Consider the following 18,186-nt stretch of genomic DNA (forward strand, 5'->3'; position numbering starts at 1 on the left):
TGCGCGATGCGCGGGAGTGCGCCGGAGCCGGTTGCTGCCCGTCATGCGGCAACCTGCAGCAGCGTGCGGTGCCAGTCGTCGACGAAGCGGCCGATGCCGAACCGTTCGAGCGCGGTGCGCCGCGCGCCGTCGCCGAGCCGCCGCGCCTCGGCGGGATCGCGCAGCAGGGCGCGCATGGCGTCCGTCAGCGCGGCGGGATCGGTGTGGATGAAGCCGTTCTCGCCGTTGCGGATCACGGTGGCAAGCTCGGTGGCGGCAAGGCCCACGATCGGCATGCCGATCGTCATCGCCTCGACGATCGCGAGGCCCAGGCTGGTCCAGCGGATCGGATTGAAGAAGAAGCGGTAGCGCGCGCAGAACGCGGCCAGCTCGAGGTTGCCGATCTCCCCCAGGCCGCCGAGCCGTTCGGCGTCCATGCCGACCAGGTCGAGCGGCACCTGCTCGCGCGCGGCCTCGAACAGGTCGGCGCCGAGCCGGCGCCCGCGCTGCGCGAGGTGATTGACCACCACGATGCCGCGCTCGAGCTCGCCGCTGTGGCGCACGCCGGCCGGCACCACCACGCCGTGCTCGATCACCGCGGTCGGGGTGGCGCCGCCATCCCACATCACGCGGTTGAAATGCGTGACGTGAACCAGCAGCGTGTCGCGATCGTCCACCCAGTGCCGCTGCGCGAACGGGCTTTCCTGCGGCGGATCGTGCTCGACGACCACGCGCGGCAGGCGCTGCTGCGCGGCGCTCAGCACCTGCTCGCGGTCGTGCTCCCAGTGCGTGCGGTGCTGGTACAGGATCACGTCGAAATCCTCGTGGCGCACCCGCTCGGCGGGAATTTCGTGGACGTTGTCGCCCCACGGCAGCACGCCGACCTTGCCGGCGTAGCCGGGCGGATTGCCCGGCCGCGTGACCAGATGGAACTCGTGCGGCGTCTGGCTCAGGTAGTAGAGGTAGTTGCCGTGGACGTGCCAGGTCAGCACGCGCAGCCGGCGGCGCTCAGGCAGCATGATGGGTCTCCTTGGCGGGGCCGGCGGCGCCGGCGGGCGGGGCCCGGTGGGCGCCGTGGACGTGTTCGAGCTGCCTGCGCGCCGCGCCCGCGGCCTGTTCGACGCTGACGTTGAGCGCGCAGACGTGGCCGTAGGGGCAGTCGCGGAACAGGCAGGGGCGGCACGGCGGATAGTCGGCCAGCACGCGGTGCAGCACGCGGTCGAGCGGCGCCCAGCGGCGCGTGTCGCTGCCCGAGGCCACCACCACCGAGGCGGTGCGCAGGGCCGCCGCGACGTGCGAGATGCCGGTGTCGTTGCAGACCACGAGGCGCGAGCGCGCGACCAGCGCGGCCAGGCCGCCGAGCGAGGTGGCGCCGGCCAGATGCCGCGCGGGGGCCTGCATCGCGCCGCAGACGGCGTCCGCCAGCGCCGCCTCGGCGGCGGTGCCGGTGATCGCGATCTGCCAGCCGTCGGCGGCCAGCCGGTCGGCCAGCGCCGCGAAGCGCTCGGGCGGCCAGCGGCGCGAGGGCAGCTGCGCGCCCGGGTGCACCAGCACCAGCCGCGCCGGTTCGAGGCCGTGCTCGGCGATCAGGGCTGTGCATTCGTCGTGGTCGCGCGGCTGCAGCGGGAACGCGAGCCGGCGGTCCACGGCCGGCGCGCCGAGCGCCTCCATCAGCCGCAGGTAGCGCTCGGGCTCGGGCAGCGTATCGGGCCAGTCGACGAAGGTGCCGCGCCGCGCCGCCTCGCCGGGCTGCACGAAGCCGGCATTGGCCCGCGCGCCGAGTTCGAGCAGCAGCGTGTTGGCCACGCCGCCGCTGCCGTGCAGTTGGATCGCCAGATCGAAGTGCCGCGCGCGCATGGCGGCGAAGAAGCCGGGCAGGCCGGCGTCGGTCTCGGGCTGTTCGGGGAAGCCGGGCGCGCCGGGAAACACGATCAGCTCGTCGAGCAGGTCGGCGTAGCGCTCGACGAACGCCTGCGCCCACGGCAGGCCGATCAGTGCGATCCGGGCCGCGGGCGCGGCACGGCGCAACGCGCGCAGGGCCGGCACGGCGCACAGCATGTCGCCCAGCTGCAAGGCGCGGAACACGGCGATGCGGCGCGGCGCCGGGGCCATCGGGAACGGGGATGCGCTCATAGGAAGAACACCTTGAAGCGGACGGCGCCGTAGAGTCGCCAGTACACGGAAAGAAACGGGATCGGCACCGAGGTCCAGGCCATCTCGGCGATGTGCCGCCAGCTGCGGTCGCGGCCGCGCAGGCGCATCAGGCAGAAGCGCGCGGTCAGCGCGAACCAGAGCGCGAGCAGCGCCAGCGCCGCGGCGGCGGCACCCGCCAGCGCCGCGCCGCCCGCCGCCAGCGCCGCCGCGAGGATCGCGTAGTAATGCAGCGGCGGCCGCGCGCCGATGCGCGCGCGATACAGCACGGGGTGCTTGCGGTACAGCAGCGCGTCGAACTGGCTCTTGCGCTGCTGCGCGATGCTCACGCCCCAGCGCGCCGGGCGCACCGGGTGCACGACCACGGCATCGGGCGCGCGCACGATCTCGCCGCCCGCGCGCAGCAGCGAGAACTGCAGGTCGGAATCTTCCCGCCAGGCGGCCGTGAAGCGCTCGTCGAAGCCGCCGGTGGCGGCGAGGAAGCAGCGCGCCACGAACACGTTGGCGGTGGCGAATTCGGCGCGTGCCAGGCCGCTCGCGTCGGCCTCGTAGTCGGTCGGCCGGGCCGGCAGCGGCACGACGATGGTGCCGGCCGCGGCCGCCGCGCCGTGCCGCAGCGCGGCGGCGCCGGCCGCCAGCCAGCCTCGGTCGGGCCGCGTGTCGTCGTCGGTGAAGGCCACCAGCGGGGCGCGGGCGGCTTGCCAGCCGGCGTTGCGGGCGCCCGCCGGCCCCTGCGTGCGCGTCACCGGCAGATAGCGCACGGCGAGCCCGCGCGCGGCGTGCTGCGCGGCCGCGTGCGCCACGCAGGCATGCGTGGCCGCGTCGGGGCCGTCGTCGCAGACGATGATCTCGTAACGGCCGGCTGCGAAATCCTGCGCGCAGAGCGCCGCGAGGCAGGTGGCCAGCAGGTCCGGCCGGCCATAGGTGGGCACCACCACCGAGACGTCGAGCCCGGCGGGCGGCACCTGCGCGGCGTCGCCCGCGGCGCGCGCGTCGACGCGGTGCCCGCGGTCGGTGACCGGGCCTGCCTCGAACCGGTCGAACGCCGAGGTGCTCATCGCGCCGCCCCGGTTTTTTCGATCAGGAACGGGCCGATCACGAGCGCGTCGAGCGGCGAGGTCCAGAACGATTCGACGGCGTCGCGCGGCGAATTCACCATCGGCTCGCCGCGCGTGTTGAACGAGGTGTTGACGAGGATCGGCACGCCGGTGCGGATGCGGAACGCCTCCAGCAGATCGTAATAGAGCGGATGCTGCGCGCGCCTGACGGTCTGCACCCGCGCCGTGCCGTCCACGTGGCGCACGGCCGGAATCCGTTCGGCCTGGTCGGCGCGCACGTCGAACACGAACAGCATGAACGGCGCCGCGCGGCCGCCCACGAACCAGTCGCCCGCGTGCTCCTCCATCACCACCGGCGCGACCGGGCGGAAATCCTCGCGGTCCTTGATCTCGTTGAGCCGGGCCTGCATGCCGGGGTCGATCGGCGAGGCGAGGATCGATCGCGCGCCGAGCGCGCGCGGCCCGAACTCCGTGCGTCCCTGATACCAGCCGATCACCTTGCCGTCGGCCAGCAGCGCGGCGGTGTCGCCGGCGACGTCGGCCAGCCGCCGGTAGGGCAGCTTCGACCAGCGCAGGAAGCGCTCGATCTCGTCCTCGCCGTATTGCGGCCCGAGGTAGGCGTGCTCCATGGTCCAGCGCCGCTCGCGGTCGCCCTGCGCGGCGCGCTCGCGATGATCGATCCAGAGCGCCGCGCCCAGCGCCGTGCCGGCGTCGCCCGCGGCCGGCTGCACCCAGACCTCGGAGAACGGCCCCGCGTCGCGCAGTTTCGCGTTCATCACGCAGTTCAGCGCGACGCCGCCCGCCAGGCAGAGCCGGTCCAGGCCGGTGCGCCGGTGCAGCCAGGCCGCGAGCTGCAGCACCGTCTCCTCGAGCACGCGCTGCAGCGAGTGCGCGATGTCGAAATGGCGCGGCTCGAGCGGGCCGCCGCGTTCGCGTGGCGGCCCGAAGCGTTCGACCAGGCGCGGCGCCTCCACCGTGTAGCTGCCGTCGTTGCGGTAGCGAACGATGTCGCGGAAGGCGTCGAGGTAGGCCGGCTCGCCGTAGGAGGCGAGCGCCATCACCTTGTACTCGTCGGACGAGCGCAGGAAGCCGAGCCAGTCGGTCACGGCCTCGTAGAGCAGGCCGAGCGAGTGCGGCAGCTCCACCTGCCTGAGCCGCTCGTAGCGGCCGCCGACGAACTGCCCCATGCTGGTGGTCACGCCCTCGCCGCGGCCGTCCATGGTCAGCACCGCCGTGTCGCCGAGCGGCGCGGCCAGGAACGCGCTGGCCTCGTGCGCCAGATGGTGCTCGACGAAGTGCCACTGGAAGCCGCGCTCGCGATCGACGCCCTGGAAGCGCTTGCGCAGGTGATGCGGCGCGCCGTCGAGCAACTGCGCCTTGGCGTTGGTGATGTAGCTGAGGAACAGCGGGTCCCACGGCGAGGCCGAGGGGTCCGCGAGCGGCGCCGCGCCGGGCCGCAGCGGCAGCTCGATGGTGGCGCCGGCATCCGTGGGCATGCCGCCGAAGCGCGCCGGATCGTAGGAATAGGCGACGTGGTCCACCTCCGCGAGCGTGATGTCCGCGGCCTTCAGGCAATAGTCGATCGCGTCGAACGGCAACTGCCAGGTGGAAAACGGCACCGGGCGCTTGGCATGCTTGACGTGGGTGAAGCGCTCGTCTTCGGCGGCGGCGAGCACCACGCCGTCGCGCAGCAGGGCCGCGGCACTGTCGTGATAGACGGCGTTGATTCCGAGTGTGTACATGGGCGTTCGCAGGAAGGGAAGGGTTCAGGGGGCCACGGCCGGGCCGGCGTCCGGCTGCAGCCGGCGGGCGGCAGCCGGCGCGTGCAGTTCGAGCGCGGCCGCCACGACTTCGTCGGCCGTCACGCCGAGCAGGCAGGCGTGGTGTTGCTGCGGACAGACGCCGCGATGGCACCAGCGGCATTCGACGTCGCGGAACAGCACGCGGTGCGGCGTCTGCCACGGCGCATGCTGCGGGTTGGTCAGCGCGTAGAGGTCGACGACCGGCGTGCCGAGCGCCGAGGCCAGATGCACCGGCCCGCTGTTGTTCGAAACCAGCAGGCCGGCACGCTCGAGCAGCGCGCCGAGCTCCCCGAGCGTGAGCGCGCCGCTCAGGTCGTGCAGCCGCGCGCGCGCGGCAGGCCCGGCCGCCTCGATCACCGCCGCGGCGAGCGGGCCTTCGCTGGCGCCGCCGGTGACCAGCAGCGGCACGTCGGTCTCGCGCGCGAGACGCGCGGCCACCTCGCCGAAGCGTTCGGCCGGGTAGCGCCGCGAGGCGGCCGTCGCGCCGGGATGCAGCACGATGCAGCCGGCCGGGTGGGCGACGCCGCGCGCCGCCAGGGTCGCGTCGAGCGCCAGGCGGTCGTGCCTGGCGAGCCGAAAGCGCATGCGCGTGTCGGCCGTGAGCGCGCCGGTCTGCCGTACCAGGTCGAGCTGGCGCGCCACCTCGTGGCGCGTGTGCTGCTGCGGCTCGGATTCGCGCACCCAGTCGGTCAGCAGGCCATACGGATTCTCGCGGCAGTGCGCGAGGCGCCGCGCAATGCCGGCCAGCCGGCACAGCATGGCGGCCGGCAGCGGGCTCTGGCTGTAGACGGTGAAGATCACGGCGGCGTCGAAACGCCGCTCGCGCAGCGCCGTGATCATTCGCTGATCGTCCTGCCCGGTGCGCACCGCGCCGGCCGGCTGCGCGACCCACGGCGCGTCGTAGCGGATCACCTCGTCGACATCCTCGAGAAACGGCGCGAGCGCGGCGCCGCTGCCCGAGGCCAGCAGCGTGAGGCGGCGGCCGGGAGCCGCGTGGCGCAGCGCATGCAGCGCCGGCGTGGTCATCAGCACGTCGCCGAGATTGTCGGGGCGCACGCAGAGAATGCGGCGCACGTTCTCCCCCCACGGGGCGAGCGGCGCCGTGTCGGGCACGCGTGCGTGCGGCAGCGTCGGCTGGAGGATCGACAGCGGCGAGGTCATCGTGCCGCCTCCGCGTCCGCCGAGCCTGCGCCGGCAGGCGCCCCGCCGTCGTGCGCCGCGATCAGGCGGGCGGCTCCGTGCAGATCGGCCGCGCGGGCGGTGGGCACGCGCAACGCGCCGGGCAGCCACTCGGTCTCGTGGCCGTTGTCGAGCAGCACGGTGCGGCAGCCGGCGCGGTTGCCCGCTTCCACGTCGTCGAGGATGTCGCCGACGAACCAGCTGCGCGCGAGGTCTAGCCCATGCTCGCGCGCGGCCTGCAGCAGCATGCCGGGCGCCGGCTTGCGGCAGCCGCAGGCGCGCGCGTAGGCGGCGACGCTGCCGCGCGGGTGATGCGGGCACCAGTACGCACCGGCCAGGGTCGCGCCGCACTCGGCGAACATCGCGCGCAGCCGCGCGGCGACCGCGTCGAGCGCATCGGGCGCGAATCGCCCGAGCGCGACGCCCGACTGGTTGCTGACGACGATCAGCGCGACGCGGCGCGCGGCCAGCAGCGTCAGCGCCGCGCGCGCGCCCGGCGCGAAGCGCATGCGCGCCGGATCGACGTTGTAGGGAACGTCGTCGAGCAGGGTGCCGTCCTTGTCGAGAAACACGGCGGTCGAGTTCATGGGCGTCGGGTGGCGAGCGTCGGGGAAGGGAGGAAGCCGCGGCACGGCGTTCAACCGGCCGAGGCGCGGGCCGCGGCGCGCGCGGCCGGCGCCACCGGTGCCGCCTGTTGCGGCGCGAGGCGGGCGACGCGCGCGTAGATCCGCGCGAGCGCGTCGCCGACGCCCCGCCAGGTGAATTCCGCGCGCGCGCGGGCGAGCCCGGCCGCGCCCATGCGCCGCGCGAGCGCGCGATCGGCGCGCAACTGCGCCAGCCGCGCGGCGAGCGCGGCGGGGTCGCGCGGCGGCACCAGGAAGCCCGTCACGCCGTCGGCCACCGAATGGCGGATGCCGCCCACGTCCGCGCCGATCACCGGCGTGGCGCAGGCCATCGCCTCCACCGGCGTGATGCCGAACGGCTCGTACCAGGGCGTGGTCACGAACACGTCGGCGGCGCTGTAGAAGTAGCGCAGATCCGCGCGTCCGCGGCGGCCGAGGAAGCGGGTCAGGTCGGCCACGCCGGCCTCGCGCGCGACGCCGCGCAGCCGCGCGATCTCGGGCGTGGCCTGCTCGTTGGGCGCATCCGAGTTGCCGCCCACCACCATCAGCCGCGCCTCGGCGCGATGCTCCCGGCGCAGCACGCCCACGCCGCGGATCACGTTGTCGATGCCCTTGCGCTGCACGAGCCGGCCCAACTGCAGCACGACGAATTCGTCATGGCGCCAGCCGAGCGCGTCGCGCGCGGCGGCGCGCTCGAGCGGATGGAACTCGGCGGCGTCGAAGCCGCACGGCACGATCTCGATGCGCGCCGCGTCGGCGCGATAGTGTTCGAGCAGGTCGGACCGATCCTGCGGGCATTCGGCGACGACGCGGTCCGAGCCGGCTACCAGCGCCTCCTCGATCGCGAAGCGCGCGTCGGGAAAGCCGTCGTCGGCGCCCTGATGGAGCCGGCGCACGCGGCCGAGCGCATGGAAGGTGGTGACCAGCGGGATGCCGAGCGCGGCCTTCACCTTCAGCGCGGCCAGGCCCGACATGAAGAAGTTCGCGTGCATCACCTGATACGGCTCGGGCTCGTGCCGGAAGAACGCGATCAGGAATGCGGCGAATTCATCCATGAACGGCAGCAGCTGCTCCTTCGGCAGCTGCTTCGGCGGGCCTGCGGGCACGTGGATCACGCGCGCGCCGTCCATGTTCGAGATGCGCGGCAGCAGCGAGCGGTCGCGCCGCGTGAAGACGTCCACGCGGTGACCCGCCTCCACGAGCTGCCGCGCCACGTTCGCGACATAGATGTTCTGTCCGCCGCTGTCCACGCCGCCGGCCATGGCCAGCGGCGAGGCATGTTCACTGATGAGCGCTATTTTCATGACGATCCTTTGCGGGGTTCGATGAAGGGGGGACGGTCGGCGACGGCGCCGATCCCTGCCCTTGGGGGGGAGCACGGGTGAGGCGGCGTCACTGCCGTTCGAGCATGGGCCGTGCCCAGTTGGGCGACCGGCGCCGCGAGGCGCTTCGAGACACTGGCGAAACGCTTGATGGGCGGGCGTGACAGGCCGCGATGGCGGGGGGGCTTGCCACGGTTTTTTACAAACGCTTGTAACGCAGCAGCGCAGCGAAATCGTCCGGAGTCCGATCTATCGAAGGCGTGTGAAAACGGCCGGAACGGCCTCGTGCGGCGGCCCCGGGGCGGCGGCTCGGGCGGGCAGCCGGGCCTGGCGTGCCGTTTGCTCGGCTCCTGAGAGGTGCGTGCGATGGCGCATGCAGGCGGTGCGCGACGGCAGCGGCGGGCCGATGCGCCGCCGCCGATTCGCCGTCGCCGCTTGCGACCGCCGTTCATCACCGCGCCCCACGCGCGGGCCCAAGCCGGGAGTCCGATGCAGAATGCCGCCGCACCGCCACGCTCACGCCTGACCGGCCGGATCGCCGGCGAGCTCGCGCGCGCCGTGTGGCGCCACCGCCGGCCGACCGTGCTCGCGTTCTCGCTGCTGGTGGCGGCCAGGCTCGCCATCGTGCTGATTCCGCTGGTGCTCAAGCAGATCGTCGACGAGCTCGGCCGCGACACTTCCCGCGCGCTGTTTCCGGTGTTCCTGGTGCTGGCCTACGCGCTGCTGCGCTTCCTCGGCGACGCGCTCAACGAGGCGCGCGACGTGGTGTTCAGCGGCGTCGCGCAGCACACCGTGGCCGACTTCACCGAGCGCACCTTCGCGCATCTGCATCGGATGGGCGCGCGTTTCCACGCGCGGCGCGAGACGGGCGGCATCGTGCGCGACGTGCAGAAGGGCGCCGACGGCATCGGCTTCCTGCTCGGCACCGCGCTGTTCGCGATCGTGCCGACGCTGCTCGAGATCGCCGCGATCGCGGCGATCATGGTGCGCGGCTACCCCCGCGCGTTCCTGTTCGTGCTGGTCGCGACCTTCGCGGGCTACGCGGCCTGGACCCTGGTCTTCACGCGCCGGCGCGTGGCGTACCAGCGCGCGGTGAACCGCATCGAGGCGCAGTCGGACGGCCGGCTGGTGGACAGCCTGCTCAACTACGACACCGTCAAGTATTTCGCCACCGAACCTACCGAGACGCGGCGGCTGCGCGACCTGCTCGACCAGTGGATCGCCGCGCGGCTGGCCAACCAGCGCGCGTTGAGCGCGCTGCACGTGGGACAGAGCGCCGTGATCGCGCTCGGCATCGCGGCGATCATGCTGCTGGCCGCGCAGCGCGTGGTGGCCGGTGCCCTGAGCGTGGGCGACCTGATCCTCGTGAACGCTTACCTGATCCAGGCCTGCGCGCCGCTGAACGCGCTCGGCTTCGTGTTTCGCGAGACCAACGACGCGCTCGTCAACGTCGAGCGCATGTTTGCGATCCTCGACACGCAGGGCCGCGTGGGCGAGGACCTGGACCATCCCGCCGCGCGCGCGCTGGTGGTCGGCGCCGGCCACATCGAATTCGACGCGGTCGAGTTCGGCTACGAGCCGGCGCGGCCGATCCTGCGCGGCGTCACGTTCCACGCCTATCCGGGCCGGACGCTGGCGGTGGTGGGCGGCAGCGGCTCGGGCAAGTCCACGCTCGTCAAGCTGCTGTTCCGGCTCTACCAGCCCGGCGCCGGGGCGATCCGCATCGACGGGCAGGACCTCGGCGGCGTGACCCAGCACAGCCTGCGCGAGGCGATCGGCATCGTGCCGCAGGATACCGTGCTGTTCAACGAGACGATCGCCTACAACATCGCCTACGGGCGCGCCTCGGCCACGCGCGCCGACGTCGTGCGCGCCGCGCGCGCGGCCCAGCTCGACGCGTTCGTCGAGCGCTTGCCCGACCACTACGACACGCGCGTGGGGGAGCGCGGCGTGCGGCTGTCGGGGGGCGAGCGGCAGCGCATCGCGATCGCGCGCGCGATCCTCAAGGACCCGCGCATCATCGTGTTCGACGAGGCAACTTCTGCGCTCGACACGCGCACCGAGCGCGCGATCCAGACCGAGCTGGCGCGGCTGGCCGAGGGGCGCACCTCGATCGTGGTCGCGCACCGGCTCTCGACCGTGGTGGACGCCGACTGGATTCTCGTCATGGAGCACGGCAGCGTGGTGGAGCAGGGCACGCACCGCGAACTGCTGGCGCGCGACGGCGTGTATGCGCGGATGTGGTCGCTGCAATGGCAGCAGGGCGAGCTCGAGCACGCGCAGCGCAGGCTGACCGCCCAGTCGGTCAGCATCGCCGCGCTGGCCGCGGGCGTGATCGACGCGCTGCATGACGAGCTCGCGGCACGGCGCGCGAGCATGTGCGCCGAGCTCGGCGAGCGCGACCTGCGCGTGACGGGCGACCCGGGCGTGCTGCTGCCGCTCGTCGCCGAGCTGTGCCGTACCGAGCTCGCGCGGGCGCGCCCCGGCGAGCGCATCACGCTGCGCGTGGCGCGCCATCAGAACCATGCCTGGGTCAGCGTGCACGGCATGGACGAGCGGCCCGCCGAGCTTTCGCAGGCGCTCGCGCAATGGCTGGAAGGCGCGCTCACGGCCGCGGGCGGCCATTTCACGCTCACCCCGTTGAACGGCAGGCTGGCCTACGTGGCGATGCTGCCGCTGCGCCCGCTGGCCGACGGCGAGCCCGATGCATCACGGCCGGCCGCCGCCGGCGAGCCGCTGCTGCACGGCTGCCGCGTGCTGGCCGTGGACGACCAGGAAGCCGCGCGTGACGCGCTGGAGGCGGTGCTGCTTGCCCACGGCGCGCGCGTGAAGCTGGCGGCGGCGGGCGACGAGGTGCTCGGCTGGCTCGAGCAGGCCGGCGCCGCGGATTGGCCGCAGGTGCTGCTCTGCGACATCGTGCTGGCCGGCGAGGACGGCTACGAGGTGCTGCGCCGCGTGCGCGCGCTGGAGGACGCGCGCGAGCTGCCGGCCGATGCGCGGCTGCCGGCCATCGCGTTGACCGGGCACCTCGACGAGCAAGACCGCATGCGCTCGCAGCAGGCCGGGTTCGCGGTCCACTTGAGCAAGCCGGTGGAGCCGGCTCGGCTGATCGCCGAGATCGCCGCGCTCGCGAAAGGCGCTGACCGGCTCAGGAACTGACGTCGACCTTGCCGGCCGGCTGCCGTGTCGCCGCTTCGGCCTCGGCCGCGGCTTTCGCCCTCGCCACCGCCGCGGCGGGCGCGGGCGCGGCGTGGCGCCGCTCGGCCTGCGCCACGCGCCGGCGCAGCGCCACCAGGCTCGGCGGCACCACCCTGCGGCGCGGCAGAATCCACGCGAGCCCGCCCAGCAGCGCGATGCCGTCGCGCAACAGGCGGCCCTCGCGCGCGAAGGTGGCGAGGGCGCGCAGCGTGGCGCGGCAGGCCTCGGGCCAGGGCAGGCGCAGCCAGCCGACCCAGGCGGCGTTGCGTGCCAGCATGCGTCGGCGCAGGCTGCTGTCGCGCTGCGCCGACGGATGATGATGCACGGTGAGCTGCTCGCAGTAGACGATCGCGTGGCCGTCGGCGAGCACGTCGAGCGCGACCAGTTCCTCCTCGCCGCCGATGAACAGCCTCGGCTCGTAGCCCCCGACGCGGCGGAACAGGGCCGTGCGGAACACGCAGGCGCCCGCCATGTAGCCCACCAGCGCGGGGCCGGGCAGGCCGTCGCTGCCGAGCGGGCTGGCGCGCATCGCCAGGCAGGTGGGATCGGCGGCGGCCGCGTCGCCCACCACCACGCGCGCGCTCAGCACACCGACCTTCGGCCAGGCGTCGAGCACCTGCACGGCGCGCGCGAGCGCGCCCGGCTCCCACCAGGTGTCGTCGTCGCAGAACGCGACATAGTCGGTCGCCACGCAGGCCGCCGCCAGGTTGCGTCCGGCGGCGCCGCGGTTCTCGCCGCATGCCACCACGCACACCGTCGGGAATCGCGCCTTGACGAGCGCCACCGTGTTGTCGTCGGAGCCGTTGTCCGCCACGAAGATCGGCGGGCTTTCGGGCAGTGCCAGCAGACGGCCGAGGGTGGCCGCCAGTTCGTCGGCGCGGTTCCAGGTCAGCACCACCACGGAGATGCGTTGCGCAGTCGGCATCGCTTGCATTGCTTCGATCCTCCCGAGTCTCATGACGGTTGAGTCGTGCGGGCGTCCGGCGCGGGGCGCGCGGCGCCGGGCTCGCCGTTCGCGGCGATGGCGGCCGCCTCGCGAACGCGCCAGTAACGCTCGGCGGCGTGCAGGTTGGCCTGACCGTCGGGACCGAACGCGTGGAGCTGGCTGCGATAGGCCGCGATCGCGGCCGGCTTCAGCCGGCCGAGCCGCGGGTCGCCGTTGGCGCTCGCCAGCTCGGCCCGCTCCACTCGGCAACGGTTCGCCGCGAGCAGCGCCAGGCGCGCCTCGACGAGGCCGTCCATCATGCGATACGGCACGTCTTCATAGGCGTAGACGGCCGCCGGCGCGTCGCCGGATGCCTGCTGGCGCAGCGCGGCGAGGCAGGCGAGCATGGCGTCGGCCACCAGCGTGTGATCGGAATGGAACAGCCCGAGCGGCATCAGCAGCAAATCCGGGCGGACCGCGGCGAGCGTGTGGCGCAGCGCCGTGTGCAGCCGCTCGCGATCGGGCGGCGACGCGTACTGGGCGTCGCAGAACGGCAGGTGCAGCGCACACGCGCCGAGCCGTGCCAGCGCCTGCCGGTCCTCCTGCCTGCGCGCGCGCATGGCCTCGAAAGCGTCGGCAAACCCCGAGGCACGATCCCAGTCCGTCGCCATGTTCCGTTCCGGCGGCGCGCTCAGGACCGTGCAGACGGTCGCGCCGGGATGCCGCGCCAGCACGTGGCCGCAACTGAGCACGGCGTCGTCCAGATGCGGAGAGACGACGAGCAGGCGACCTTCGGTGGCGGTTCGCCTCATGGCAGGTGGTGGCCGCCCGTGACGCCGTAGATCTCGCCGGTGACGAAGCTGGACTCCTGGGAGGCCAGCAGCACGTAGACGGGCGCGAGTTCGGCCGGCTGGCCGGGGCGCTTCATCGGCGTCTCGGAGCCGAACACCTCGACCTTTTCCTGGGGCTGGCCGCCGCTGGGCTGCAGGGGCGTCCAGACCGGCCCGGGCGCCACGGCGTTCACGCGCACGCCGCGGCCGGCCACCTGCTTGGCGAAGGCGTGGGTGAAGGCGGTGATGGCGGCCTTGGTGGCGGCGTAGTCGAGCAGGCCGGGGCTGGGCTGGTAGCTCTGGATCGAGGTGGTGTTGATGATGCTGGCGCCGGGCGGCAGGTGCGGCAGCGCGGCCTTGCAAAGCCAGAACATGGCGAACACGTTGGTGCGGAAGGTGGCTTCCAGCTGCGCGGTGGTGAGCTCGGCGATCTGCTCGACGTAGACCTGCTTGCCGGCGACGTTGACGAGGATGTCGAGGCCGCCGAGGCCCTCGACGGCGTCGGCGACGAGCTGCTGGCAGAACGATTCGTCGGCGATGTCGCCGGGCAGCGCGAGTGCCTGGCGGCCGGCGTCCTCGACGAGGGCGAGCACCTCGCGGGCATCGGCTTGCTCGCTGTGTAAATAGTTCAGGGCGAGATTGGCGCCTTCGCGTGCGAAGGCGATCGCCACGGCGCGGCCGATGCCGCTGTCGGCGCCGGTGATCAGCGCGCGCCGGCCGCTCAGGCGGCCCATGCCGCGATAGGAGGTTTCGCCGTGGTCGGGGCGCGGGCGCATCTGGCCGGCCAGGCCCGGAGCGGGCTGGGGCTGCTTGTCGAAGTCGGGACGCGGGTATTGCGTGAGCGGGTCACGCATCGTGGTTTGATCGAATTCACCGGGCATGGGGGAGCTCCTTTTCGTGGATGGGACGACGGGCCTGCAGGCCCGCGGATCCCCGTTTTCAGCAAGCGCCGTGCCGCGCGCGCCGGCTCGGCGATGCGCCGGCAGCGCGCGCCCGGATGCGCTAGGCGGCCGCCTTCAACACCACCTTGGTCCAGCCTTCGTCGCGCGCATCGAAGTGCCGGTAGCCTTCGGGCGCGCGCGTCAGCGGCAGCTCGTGCGAGACGATCTGCGAAGGCCGGGCGCGCCCGGCCGCGATCAGGTCGCGCAGCTTGCGGTTGTAGGCCTTGACGTTCGCCTGACCGGTGGCGATGCGCTGCCCCTTCATCCAGAACGAGCCGAAGTCGAAAGCGAGCTTGCCCTCGCGCGCCAGCGCGTCCGGTGAATGAGGGTCCTCGGCGACGAACACCCCCACCACGCCGATGCCGCCGGTGGGCCGTACCGATTTCACGAGCGCGTTCATGGTGGCGTGCGGGACCTCGCGGCCGTGGCAGCTGCACTGGTAGCCCACGCATTCGCAGCCGCGGTCGGCGCCTTCGCCGCCGGTCAGTTCGAGCACGCGCTCCACGGCACCGCCGTCCGAGTCGTCGATCGCGATCGCGCCGAGCCGTTCCGCCAGCGCGAGCCGGTCGGCATGGGTGTCCACCACCATGATCCGGCTCGCGCCGCGCAGTTGCGCCGACATGGCCGCCATCAGCCCGACCGGGCCGGCGCCGTAGATCACCACGCTGTCGCCGGCCTCCAGGCCCGCCAGCTGCGTCGCGTGATAGCCGGTCGGAAAGATGTCCGAGAGCATCACGTAGTCGTTTTCCTTTTCCTCGGCATCGGGCGGCAGCAACAGGCAGTTGAAGTCGCCGAACGGCACGCGCAGCAGCTCCGCCTGGCCGCCGCTGTAAGGGCCCATGCCGGCGAAGCCGTAAGCGGCCCCGGCGGTGCCGGGGTTTGCCGTCAGGCAAAAGCCGGTCAGCCCGCGCTCGCAGTTCTTGCAGAAGCCGCAGCCGATGTTGAACGGCAGGCAGACGCGGTCGCCCACCTTGATGCGCTCGACGCCGCGGCCGGCCTCCACCACCACGCCCAGGTTCTCGTGGCCGAGGATGCGGCCCGGTTCCATGTTGGTCCTGCCTTCGTACATGTGCAGATCCGATCCGCAGATGTTGGTGGTGGTGATCTTGACCAGCACGTCGGTGGGTTTTTCGATGCGCGCATCGGGCATGTCGAGGATTTCGACCTGCTTGGGACCTTGGTAGACCAGTGCTTTCATCACGACTCCGGAAAAGGGGAAAGAGGGCGGCCGCCCGGTGGGCGCCGTACGTGTCCACCTAGCACGGTGCATGCCGCGAAACGGGCATCGCAGCCGGGCCGCCATTTCGTGCGCGGCGCTACCGGCCCGATGCCGGGGAGAGTCGCAACCGTGCAGCTCCAGCCGTTGCGCGGCGCGGCCGGTGCCGCGCTTTTTTGCATGCTCGTGCAGTCATGCATCGCTGGCCGCAGCGCTCGCACGCCGCCGTCGAGCGGCCTCGCCGGTACGTCGCTTGCGGCTGCCCTATCGGGCGCGGTGTCCCGCGTCCCGCTCGCGTGCGTGACGCGTCATTTCCGAGGAGTTCGCGATGGATGGGATGAAAGCATGGCGGATCCACCGTTTCGGTGGCCGCGCGGCCTTGCAGTGCGACGAGGTCGAACTGCCGGTGCCCATGCCGACCGACGTGCGGGTGCGCGTGAGCGCGGCCGGCCTGAATCCGGTCGACCTGAAAACCAGCAAGGGGCACTATCCGTTGGTGAAGGAGGACGCGCTGCCCCACACGCTTGGCCGCGATTGCGCGGGCGTGGTCGACCAGGTCGGCTCGGCCGTCACCGGCTGGCGGCCCGGCGACGAGGTGATGGGCTTTGTCGGCCAGCGCGAGGGCACCTTCGCCGGGCAGGTCTGCGTGGCCGCCGACGCGCTGGCCCGGCGTCCCGCGAAGGCGGATCTGCCGGTGGCCGGTGCGCTGCCGCTCGCCGCGCTGACGGCATGGCAGGGACTCGTCGAGCATGGCCGGCTGATGCCTGGCCAGCGCGTGCTGATTCACGCGGCGTCGGGCGGGGTCGGCCATCTGGCGGTCCAGTTCGCGCGACGTCTGGGCGCGCACGTGATCGCGACCGCGTCGGGCGACGGCGCCGCTTTCGTGCGCGGGCTCGGCGCCGACGAGGTAATCGATTATCGCCGGCAGCGTTTCGAGGACGTGGTGCACGACGTCGATCTCGTCTACGACCTGTTGGGAGGCGAAACGCAGGCGCGCTCGTGGAAGGTGCTCCGCCAGGGCGGCACGCTGGTCTCGACCCTGACGCAGCCGAGCGAGGAGCGGGCGGCCCAGCATGGCGCCCGGGCGATCCGCTACCTCACGCGGCCGGACGGCGCCGCGCTGGCGCAGATCGGTGCCTGGCTCGACGAGGGGGAGGTCGCCATGACGCTCGTCGACAGTTTCGGCTTCGACGCGCTGCCCGAGGCGTTCGCGCGGCTCGAGGCCGGGCACCTGTACGGCAAGCTGGCGCTGAGGTGCGCCGCGTGACGGGCGTTGCACGGGCCGCAGGCGGCGGTGGACATCGCAGCCGACGATGAGCCCCGAGCGTCGGGCGCGATTGGACGCATCGAAGCGCCGCCGTCACGCTCGACCGCTACGGGGCGGGCGTGGCGGAGGCGAGATCGGTTTGGATTGCGTAACAATAGAGAAATATTTTTGTAATGATTGGCGGGATGGGCGACAGGGTCGTTAGGGTGCTGGCCGTCTATCGGATGCTCGGGCGACCCGGGGCGGGTGACGCCAGCGCAGCCGCTGATGGCGTACCCGTACCGCGCGCTTCGCCCGGCGGACGTCTGGGCCGCCTCGCGAAAATTTCAAAAGCGAGAGAAAGAAAGCACTGGCCGCAGGGCCGGATCCATGGCCGGCGGCACGGCTGACGGCGCGGCGGGCGGTTCACGCCCATGGCACGCGAGTTGCATGCGCCATGCATTCTTCCACCGCGAGCCGTCCCGGCGCCGCCAACCGCAAAGGAGCATGACGATGGACCCCTACGACAGCGCCGAGCAGGCCGACTTCGCGACGCGCCCCGACTACGAGGGCAACGAGGGTAACGAGGTGGAGATCGACGACATGGGAACGGTCCGCCGGACGGGCCAGGGCTACGTGGACGAGATCCTGGTCGCAGCGCTCGAAGCGGATTACGGGTCCGACGGCCCGGCCTACGGCCGCCTCGGCGAGGCGGAGACGGGCGAGCCGCACGGCGACGCGGGGCTGTCCGCCTGAGCCGCCGCGCCGGGCCGCGGCAGACAGCGCCGCCGCCATCGATGCTGGCCGCTAGGCCGGCGGCGTGAGGCGCTCGCCGATGCGAGCCGCAAGGCTTGCCTGGCCGGCCGCCGCGATATCGGATGGCGCGCCGGCTAGAAGCGGCGCGCCCGATCTTCGACGCTGCGAAGACTGGCGCCAGCACATGGAGTCGGCCGCGTCTCGTTCCCCTCAAACGCCACGGCCGGCGCGGACCTCGCGCGCCTTTCGAGCCGCGCGCCGCCGCCGCTAGGCCCAATGAGCAGCCGCCACGCGGCGCCGACAGCGCCTCGATACGTTTTCGACCAGCCTGACGGATGAAACCGGCTGGCGCAGGCATTTGCCATTTCAGGCAGGCGACGCATGCCGATTGACGCCGACAAGAGACAAAGGCGCGAAGTCATTTCGACATGATGAATGCGCCGAAGGCGCGCTTCGAATCGTCCGAATCACGCATGCCCTGCCTGCCCCGGCCGAGCGAGAGCGGCGGGAGCGGCGGCATTGCCGCGAACCCGGAGGCTGCCGTGAAGCCCGACGAGGCCCGCCGTGCGCTGGGCTCGCCGACATCGGGATCGGGCGCTTCGATGGGCCGTGGCGCACCGACACGGTCTTCCCCATCTGGCGAGCGGCCGCGAGCGCGGCTTGGCAATCGTCGGCAATTCACATCAGACATCCTATCTTTAAGTTATGGTATTCGCGATGCTTCTAGGAGCGGTGGCATTGGTGCCTTGATCGAGGAAATCTTATTAAAACCAAAAAAATCACGAAATAGGCATTGAATAGATAGATTTCGAAAAGCTTGCCCTAGGGTAGACACCGACAGGAGAGTCAATCTCATGCGCGTATCATCGCGCCGTGTTGTATGACAACTGATATTTAAGCGATTTCGGCACAAGCAAAATCAGAGCGGAGTCAGCAATGACAGCAGCTGAGCACGGTGTG

14 protein-coding genes are annotated in these 18,186 nt (G+C 72.4%); 3 read left to right on the plus strand and 11 right to left on the minus strand.

The annotated features are described in order from the left end of the window. Nucleotides 1–41: 41 nt before the first annotated feature. From KS03_RS24730 to KS03_RS24760, 7 genes are read right to left on the minus strand one after another with little or no spacing between them, the layout of a single operon-like run. A complete protein-coding gene (locus tag KS03_RS24730; protein ID WP_015875536.1) occupies nucleotides 42–998 on the minus strand; it encodes a glycosyltransferase family 4 protein in 957 nt (318 codons plus the stop codon). Further along, a complete protein-coding gene (locus tag KS03_RS24735) occupies nucleotides 988–2,112 on the minus strand; it encodes a glycosyltransferase family 9 protein (protein WP_039201870.1) in 1,125 nt (374 codons plus the stop codon). Before KS03_RS24735 ends, KS03_RS24730 begins: the two co-directional genes overlap by 11 nt. Then, a complete protein-coding gene (locus KS03_RS24740; protein ID WP_080763606.1) occupies nucleotides 2,109–3,188 on the minus strand; it encodes a glycosyltransferase family 2 protein in 1,080 nt (359 codons plus the stop codon). The genes KS03_RS24735 and KS03_RS24740 overlap by 4 nt, the downstream gene beginning before the upstream one ends. Beyond that, nucleotides 3,185–4,930 carry a carbamoyltransferase family protein gene (locus KS03_RS24745; protein ID WP_015875539.1) on the minus strand — a complete coding sequence of 582 codons (1,746 nt, stop codon included), beginning with the start codon at nucleotides 4,928–4,930 and terminating at the stop codon, nucleotides 3,185–3,187. Before KS03_RS24745 ends, KS03_RS24740 begins: the two co-directional genes overlap by 4 nt. A gap of 24 nt (nucleotides 4,931–4,954) precedes the next feature. Beyond that, a complete protein-coding gene (locus KS03_RS24750) occupies nucleotides 4,955–6,151 on the minus strand; it encodes a glycosyltransferase family 9 protein (protein WP_015875540.1) in 1,197 nt (398 codons plus the stop codon). Further along, nucleotides 6,148–6,756 (minus strand): D-glycero-alpha-D-manno-heptose-1,7-bisphosphate 7-phosphatase, encoded by a 609-nt coding sequence (locus tag KS03_RS24755; RefSeq protein ID WP_015875541.1) that lies wholly within the window; start codon nucleotides 6,754–6,756, stop codon nucleotides 6,148–6,150. The genes KS03_RS24750 and KS03_RS24755 overlap by 4 nt, the downstream gene beginning before the upstream one ends. A 50-nt stretch (nucleotides 6,757–6,806) precedes the next feature. Continuing rightward, nucleotides 6,807–8,096: a glycosyltransferase gene (locus KS03_RS24760; RefSeq protein WP_015875542.1), complete on the minus strand. Its 1,290-nt coding sequence runs from the start codon at nucleotides 8,094–8,096 to the stop codon at nucleotides 6,807–6,809. A gap of 507 nt (nucleotides 8,097–8,603) precedes the next feature. Here KS03_RS24760 and KS03_RS24765 point away from each other — a divergent pair. Next, a complete protein-coding gene (locus KS03_RS24765) occupies nucleotides 8,604–11,273 on the plus strand; it encodes an ATP-binding cassette domain-containing protein (protein ID WP_015875543.1) in 2,670 nt (889 codons plus the stop codon). Here KS03_RS24765 and KS03_RS24770 read toward each other — a convergent pair. The 4 genes from KS03_RS24770 to KS03_RS24785 all read right to left on the minus strand — a co-directional run bounded on the left by KS03_RS24770 (nucleotide 11,263) and on the right by KS03_RS24785 (nucleotide 15,206). Then, nucleotides 11,263–12,246, minus strand: a complete 984-nt coding sequence (locus tag KS03_RS24770; RefSeq protein ID WP_015875544.1) for a glycosyltransferase family 2 protein — start codon at nucleotides 12,244–12,246, stop codon at nucleotides 11,263–11,265. The genes KS03_RS24765 and KS03_RS24770 overlap by 11 nt on opposite strands. Before the next feature lie 20 nt (nucleotides 12,247–12,266). Then, nucleotides 12,267–13,049 (minus strand): PIG-L deacetylase family protein, encoded by a 783-nt coding sequence (locus KS03_RS24775; protein WP_015875545.1) that lies wholly within the window; start codon nucleotides 13,047–13,049, stop codon nucleotides 12,267–12,269. Continuing rightward, complete coding sequence (locus KS03_RS24780) at nucleotides 13,046–13,948, minus strand: SDR family oxidoreductase (RefSeq protein WP_015875546.1); 903 nt, start codon at nucleotides 13,946–13,948, stop codon at nucleotides 13,046–13,048. The genes KS03_RS24775 and KS03_RS24780 overlap by 4 nt, the downstream gene beginning before the upstream one ends. Nucleotides 13,949–14,069: 121 nt before the next feature. Next, nucleotides 14,070–15,206, minus strand: coding sequence for a glutathione-independent formaldehyde dehydrogenase (locus tag KS03_RS24785; RefSeq protein ID WP_015875547.1), 1,137 nt, complete (start codon nucleotides 15,204–15,206; stop codon nucleotides 14,070–14,072). 346 nt (nucleotides 15,207–15,552) lie between these two features. Between KS03_RS24785 and KS03_RS24790 the strand changes: the two genes are divergently transcribed. Further along, nucleotides 15,553–16,491: an NADP-dependent oxidoreductase gene (locus tag KS03_RS24790; protein WP_015875548.1), complete on the plus strand. Its 939-nt coding sequence runs from the start codon at nucleotides 15,553–15,555 to the stop codon at nucleotides 16,489–16,491. Nucleotides 16,492–16,920: 429 nt separating this feature from the next. Continuing rightward, nucleotides 16,921–17,226, plus strand: coding sequence for a hypothetical protein (locus KS03_RS24795; RefSeq protein WP_039203525.1), 306 nt, complete (start codon nucleotides 16,921–16,923; stop codon nucleotides 17,224–17,226). Nucleotides 17,227–18,186 lie beyond the last annotated feature (960 nt).

Source organism: Burkholderia glumae LMG 2196 = ATCC 33617, assembly GCF_000960995.1.
Taxonomy (GTDB): Bacteria; Pseudomonadota; Gammaproteobacteria; order Burkholderiales; family Burkholderiaceae; genus Burkholderia; species Burkholderia glumae.

What these genes read in the sequence shown, in the direction of transcription:
- KS03_RS24730 (WP_015875536.1), bottom strand. Translation starts at nt 998, where the DNA reads ATGCTGCCTGAGCGCCGCCGGCTGCGCGTGCTGACCTGGCACGTCCAC.
- KS03_RS24735 (WP_039201870.1), bottom strand. Translation starts at nt 2,112, where the DNA reads ATGAGCGCATCCCCGTTCCCGATGGCCCCGGCGCCGCGCCGCATCGCC.
- KS03_RS24740 (WP_080763606.1), bottom strand. Translation starts at nt 3,188, where the DNA reads ATGAGCACCTCGGCGTTCGACCGGTTCGAGGCAGGCCCGGTCACCGAC.
- KS03_RS24745 (WP_015875539.1), bottom strand. Translation starts at nt 4,930, where the DNA reads ATGTACACACTCGGAATCAACGCCGTCTATCACGACAGTGCCGCGGCC.
- KS03_RS24750 (WP_015875540.1), bottom strand. Translation starts at nt 6,151, where the DNA reads ATGACCTCGCCGCTGTCGATCCTCCAGCCGACGCTGCCGCACGCACGC.
- KS03_RS24755 (WP_015875541.1), bottom strand. Translation starts at nt 6,756, where the DNA reads ATGAACTCGACCGCCGTGTTTCTCGACAAGGACGGCACCCTGCTCGAC.
- KS03_RS24760 (WP_015875542.1), bottom strand. Translation starts at nt 8,096, where the DNA reads ATGAAAATAGCGCTCATCAGTGAACATGCCTCGCCGCTGGCCATGGCC.
- KS03_RS24765 (WP_015875543.1), top strand. Translation starts at nt 8,604, where the DNA reads ATGCAGAATGCCGCCGCACCGCCACGCTCACGCCTGACCGGCCGGATC.
- KS03_RS24770 (WP_015875544.1), bottom strand. Translation starts at nt 12,246, where the DNA reads ATGCAAGCGATGCCGACTGCGCAACGCATCTCCGTGGTGGTGCTGACC.
- KS03_RS24775 (WP_015875545.1), bottom strand. Translation starts at nt 13,049, where the DNA reads ATGAGGCGAACCGCCACCGAAGGTCGCCTGCTCGTCGTCTCTCCGCAT.
- KS03_RS24780 (WP_015875546.1), bottom strand. Translation starts at nt 13,948, where the DNA reads ATGCCCGGTGAATTCGATCAAACCACGATGCGTGACCCGCTCACGCAA.
- KS03_RS24785 (WP_015875547.1), bottom strand. Translation starts at nt 15,206, where the DNA reads ATGAAAGCACTGGTCTACCAAGGTCCCAAGCAGGTCGAAATCCTCGAC.
- KS03_RS24790 (WP_015875548.1), top strand. Translation starts at nt 15,553, where the DNA reads ATGGATGGGATGAAAGCATGGCGGATCCACCGTTTCGGTGGCCGCGCG.
- KS03_RS24795 (WP_039203525.1), top strand. Translation starts at nt 16,921, where the DNA reads ATGCGCCATGCATTCTTCCACCGCGAGCCGTCCCGGCGCCGCCAACCG.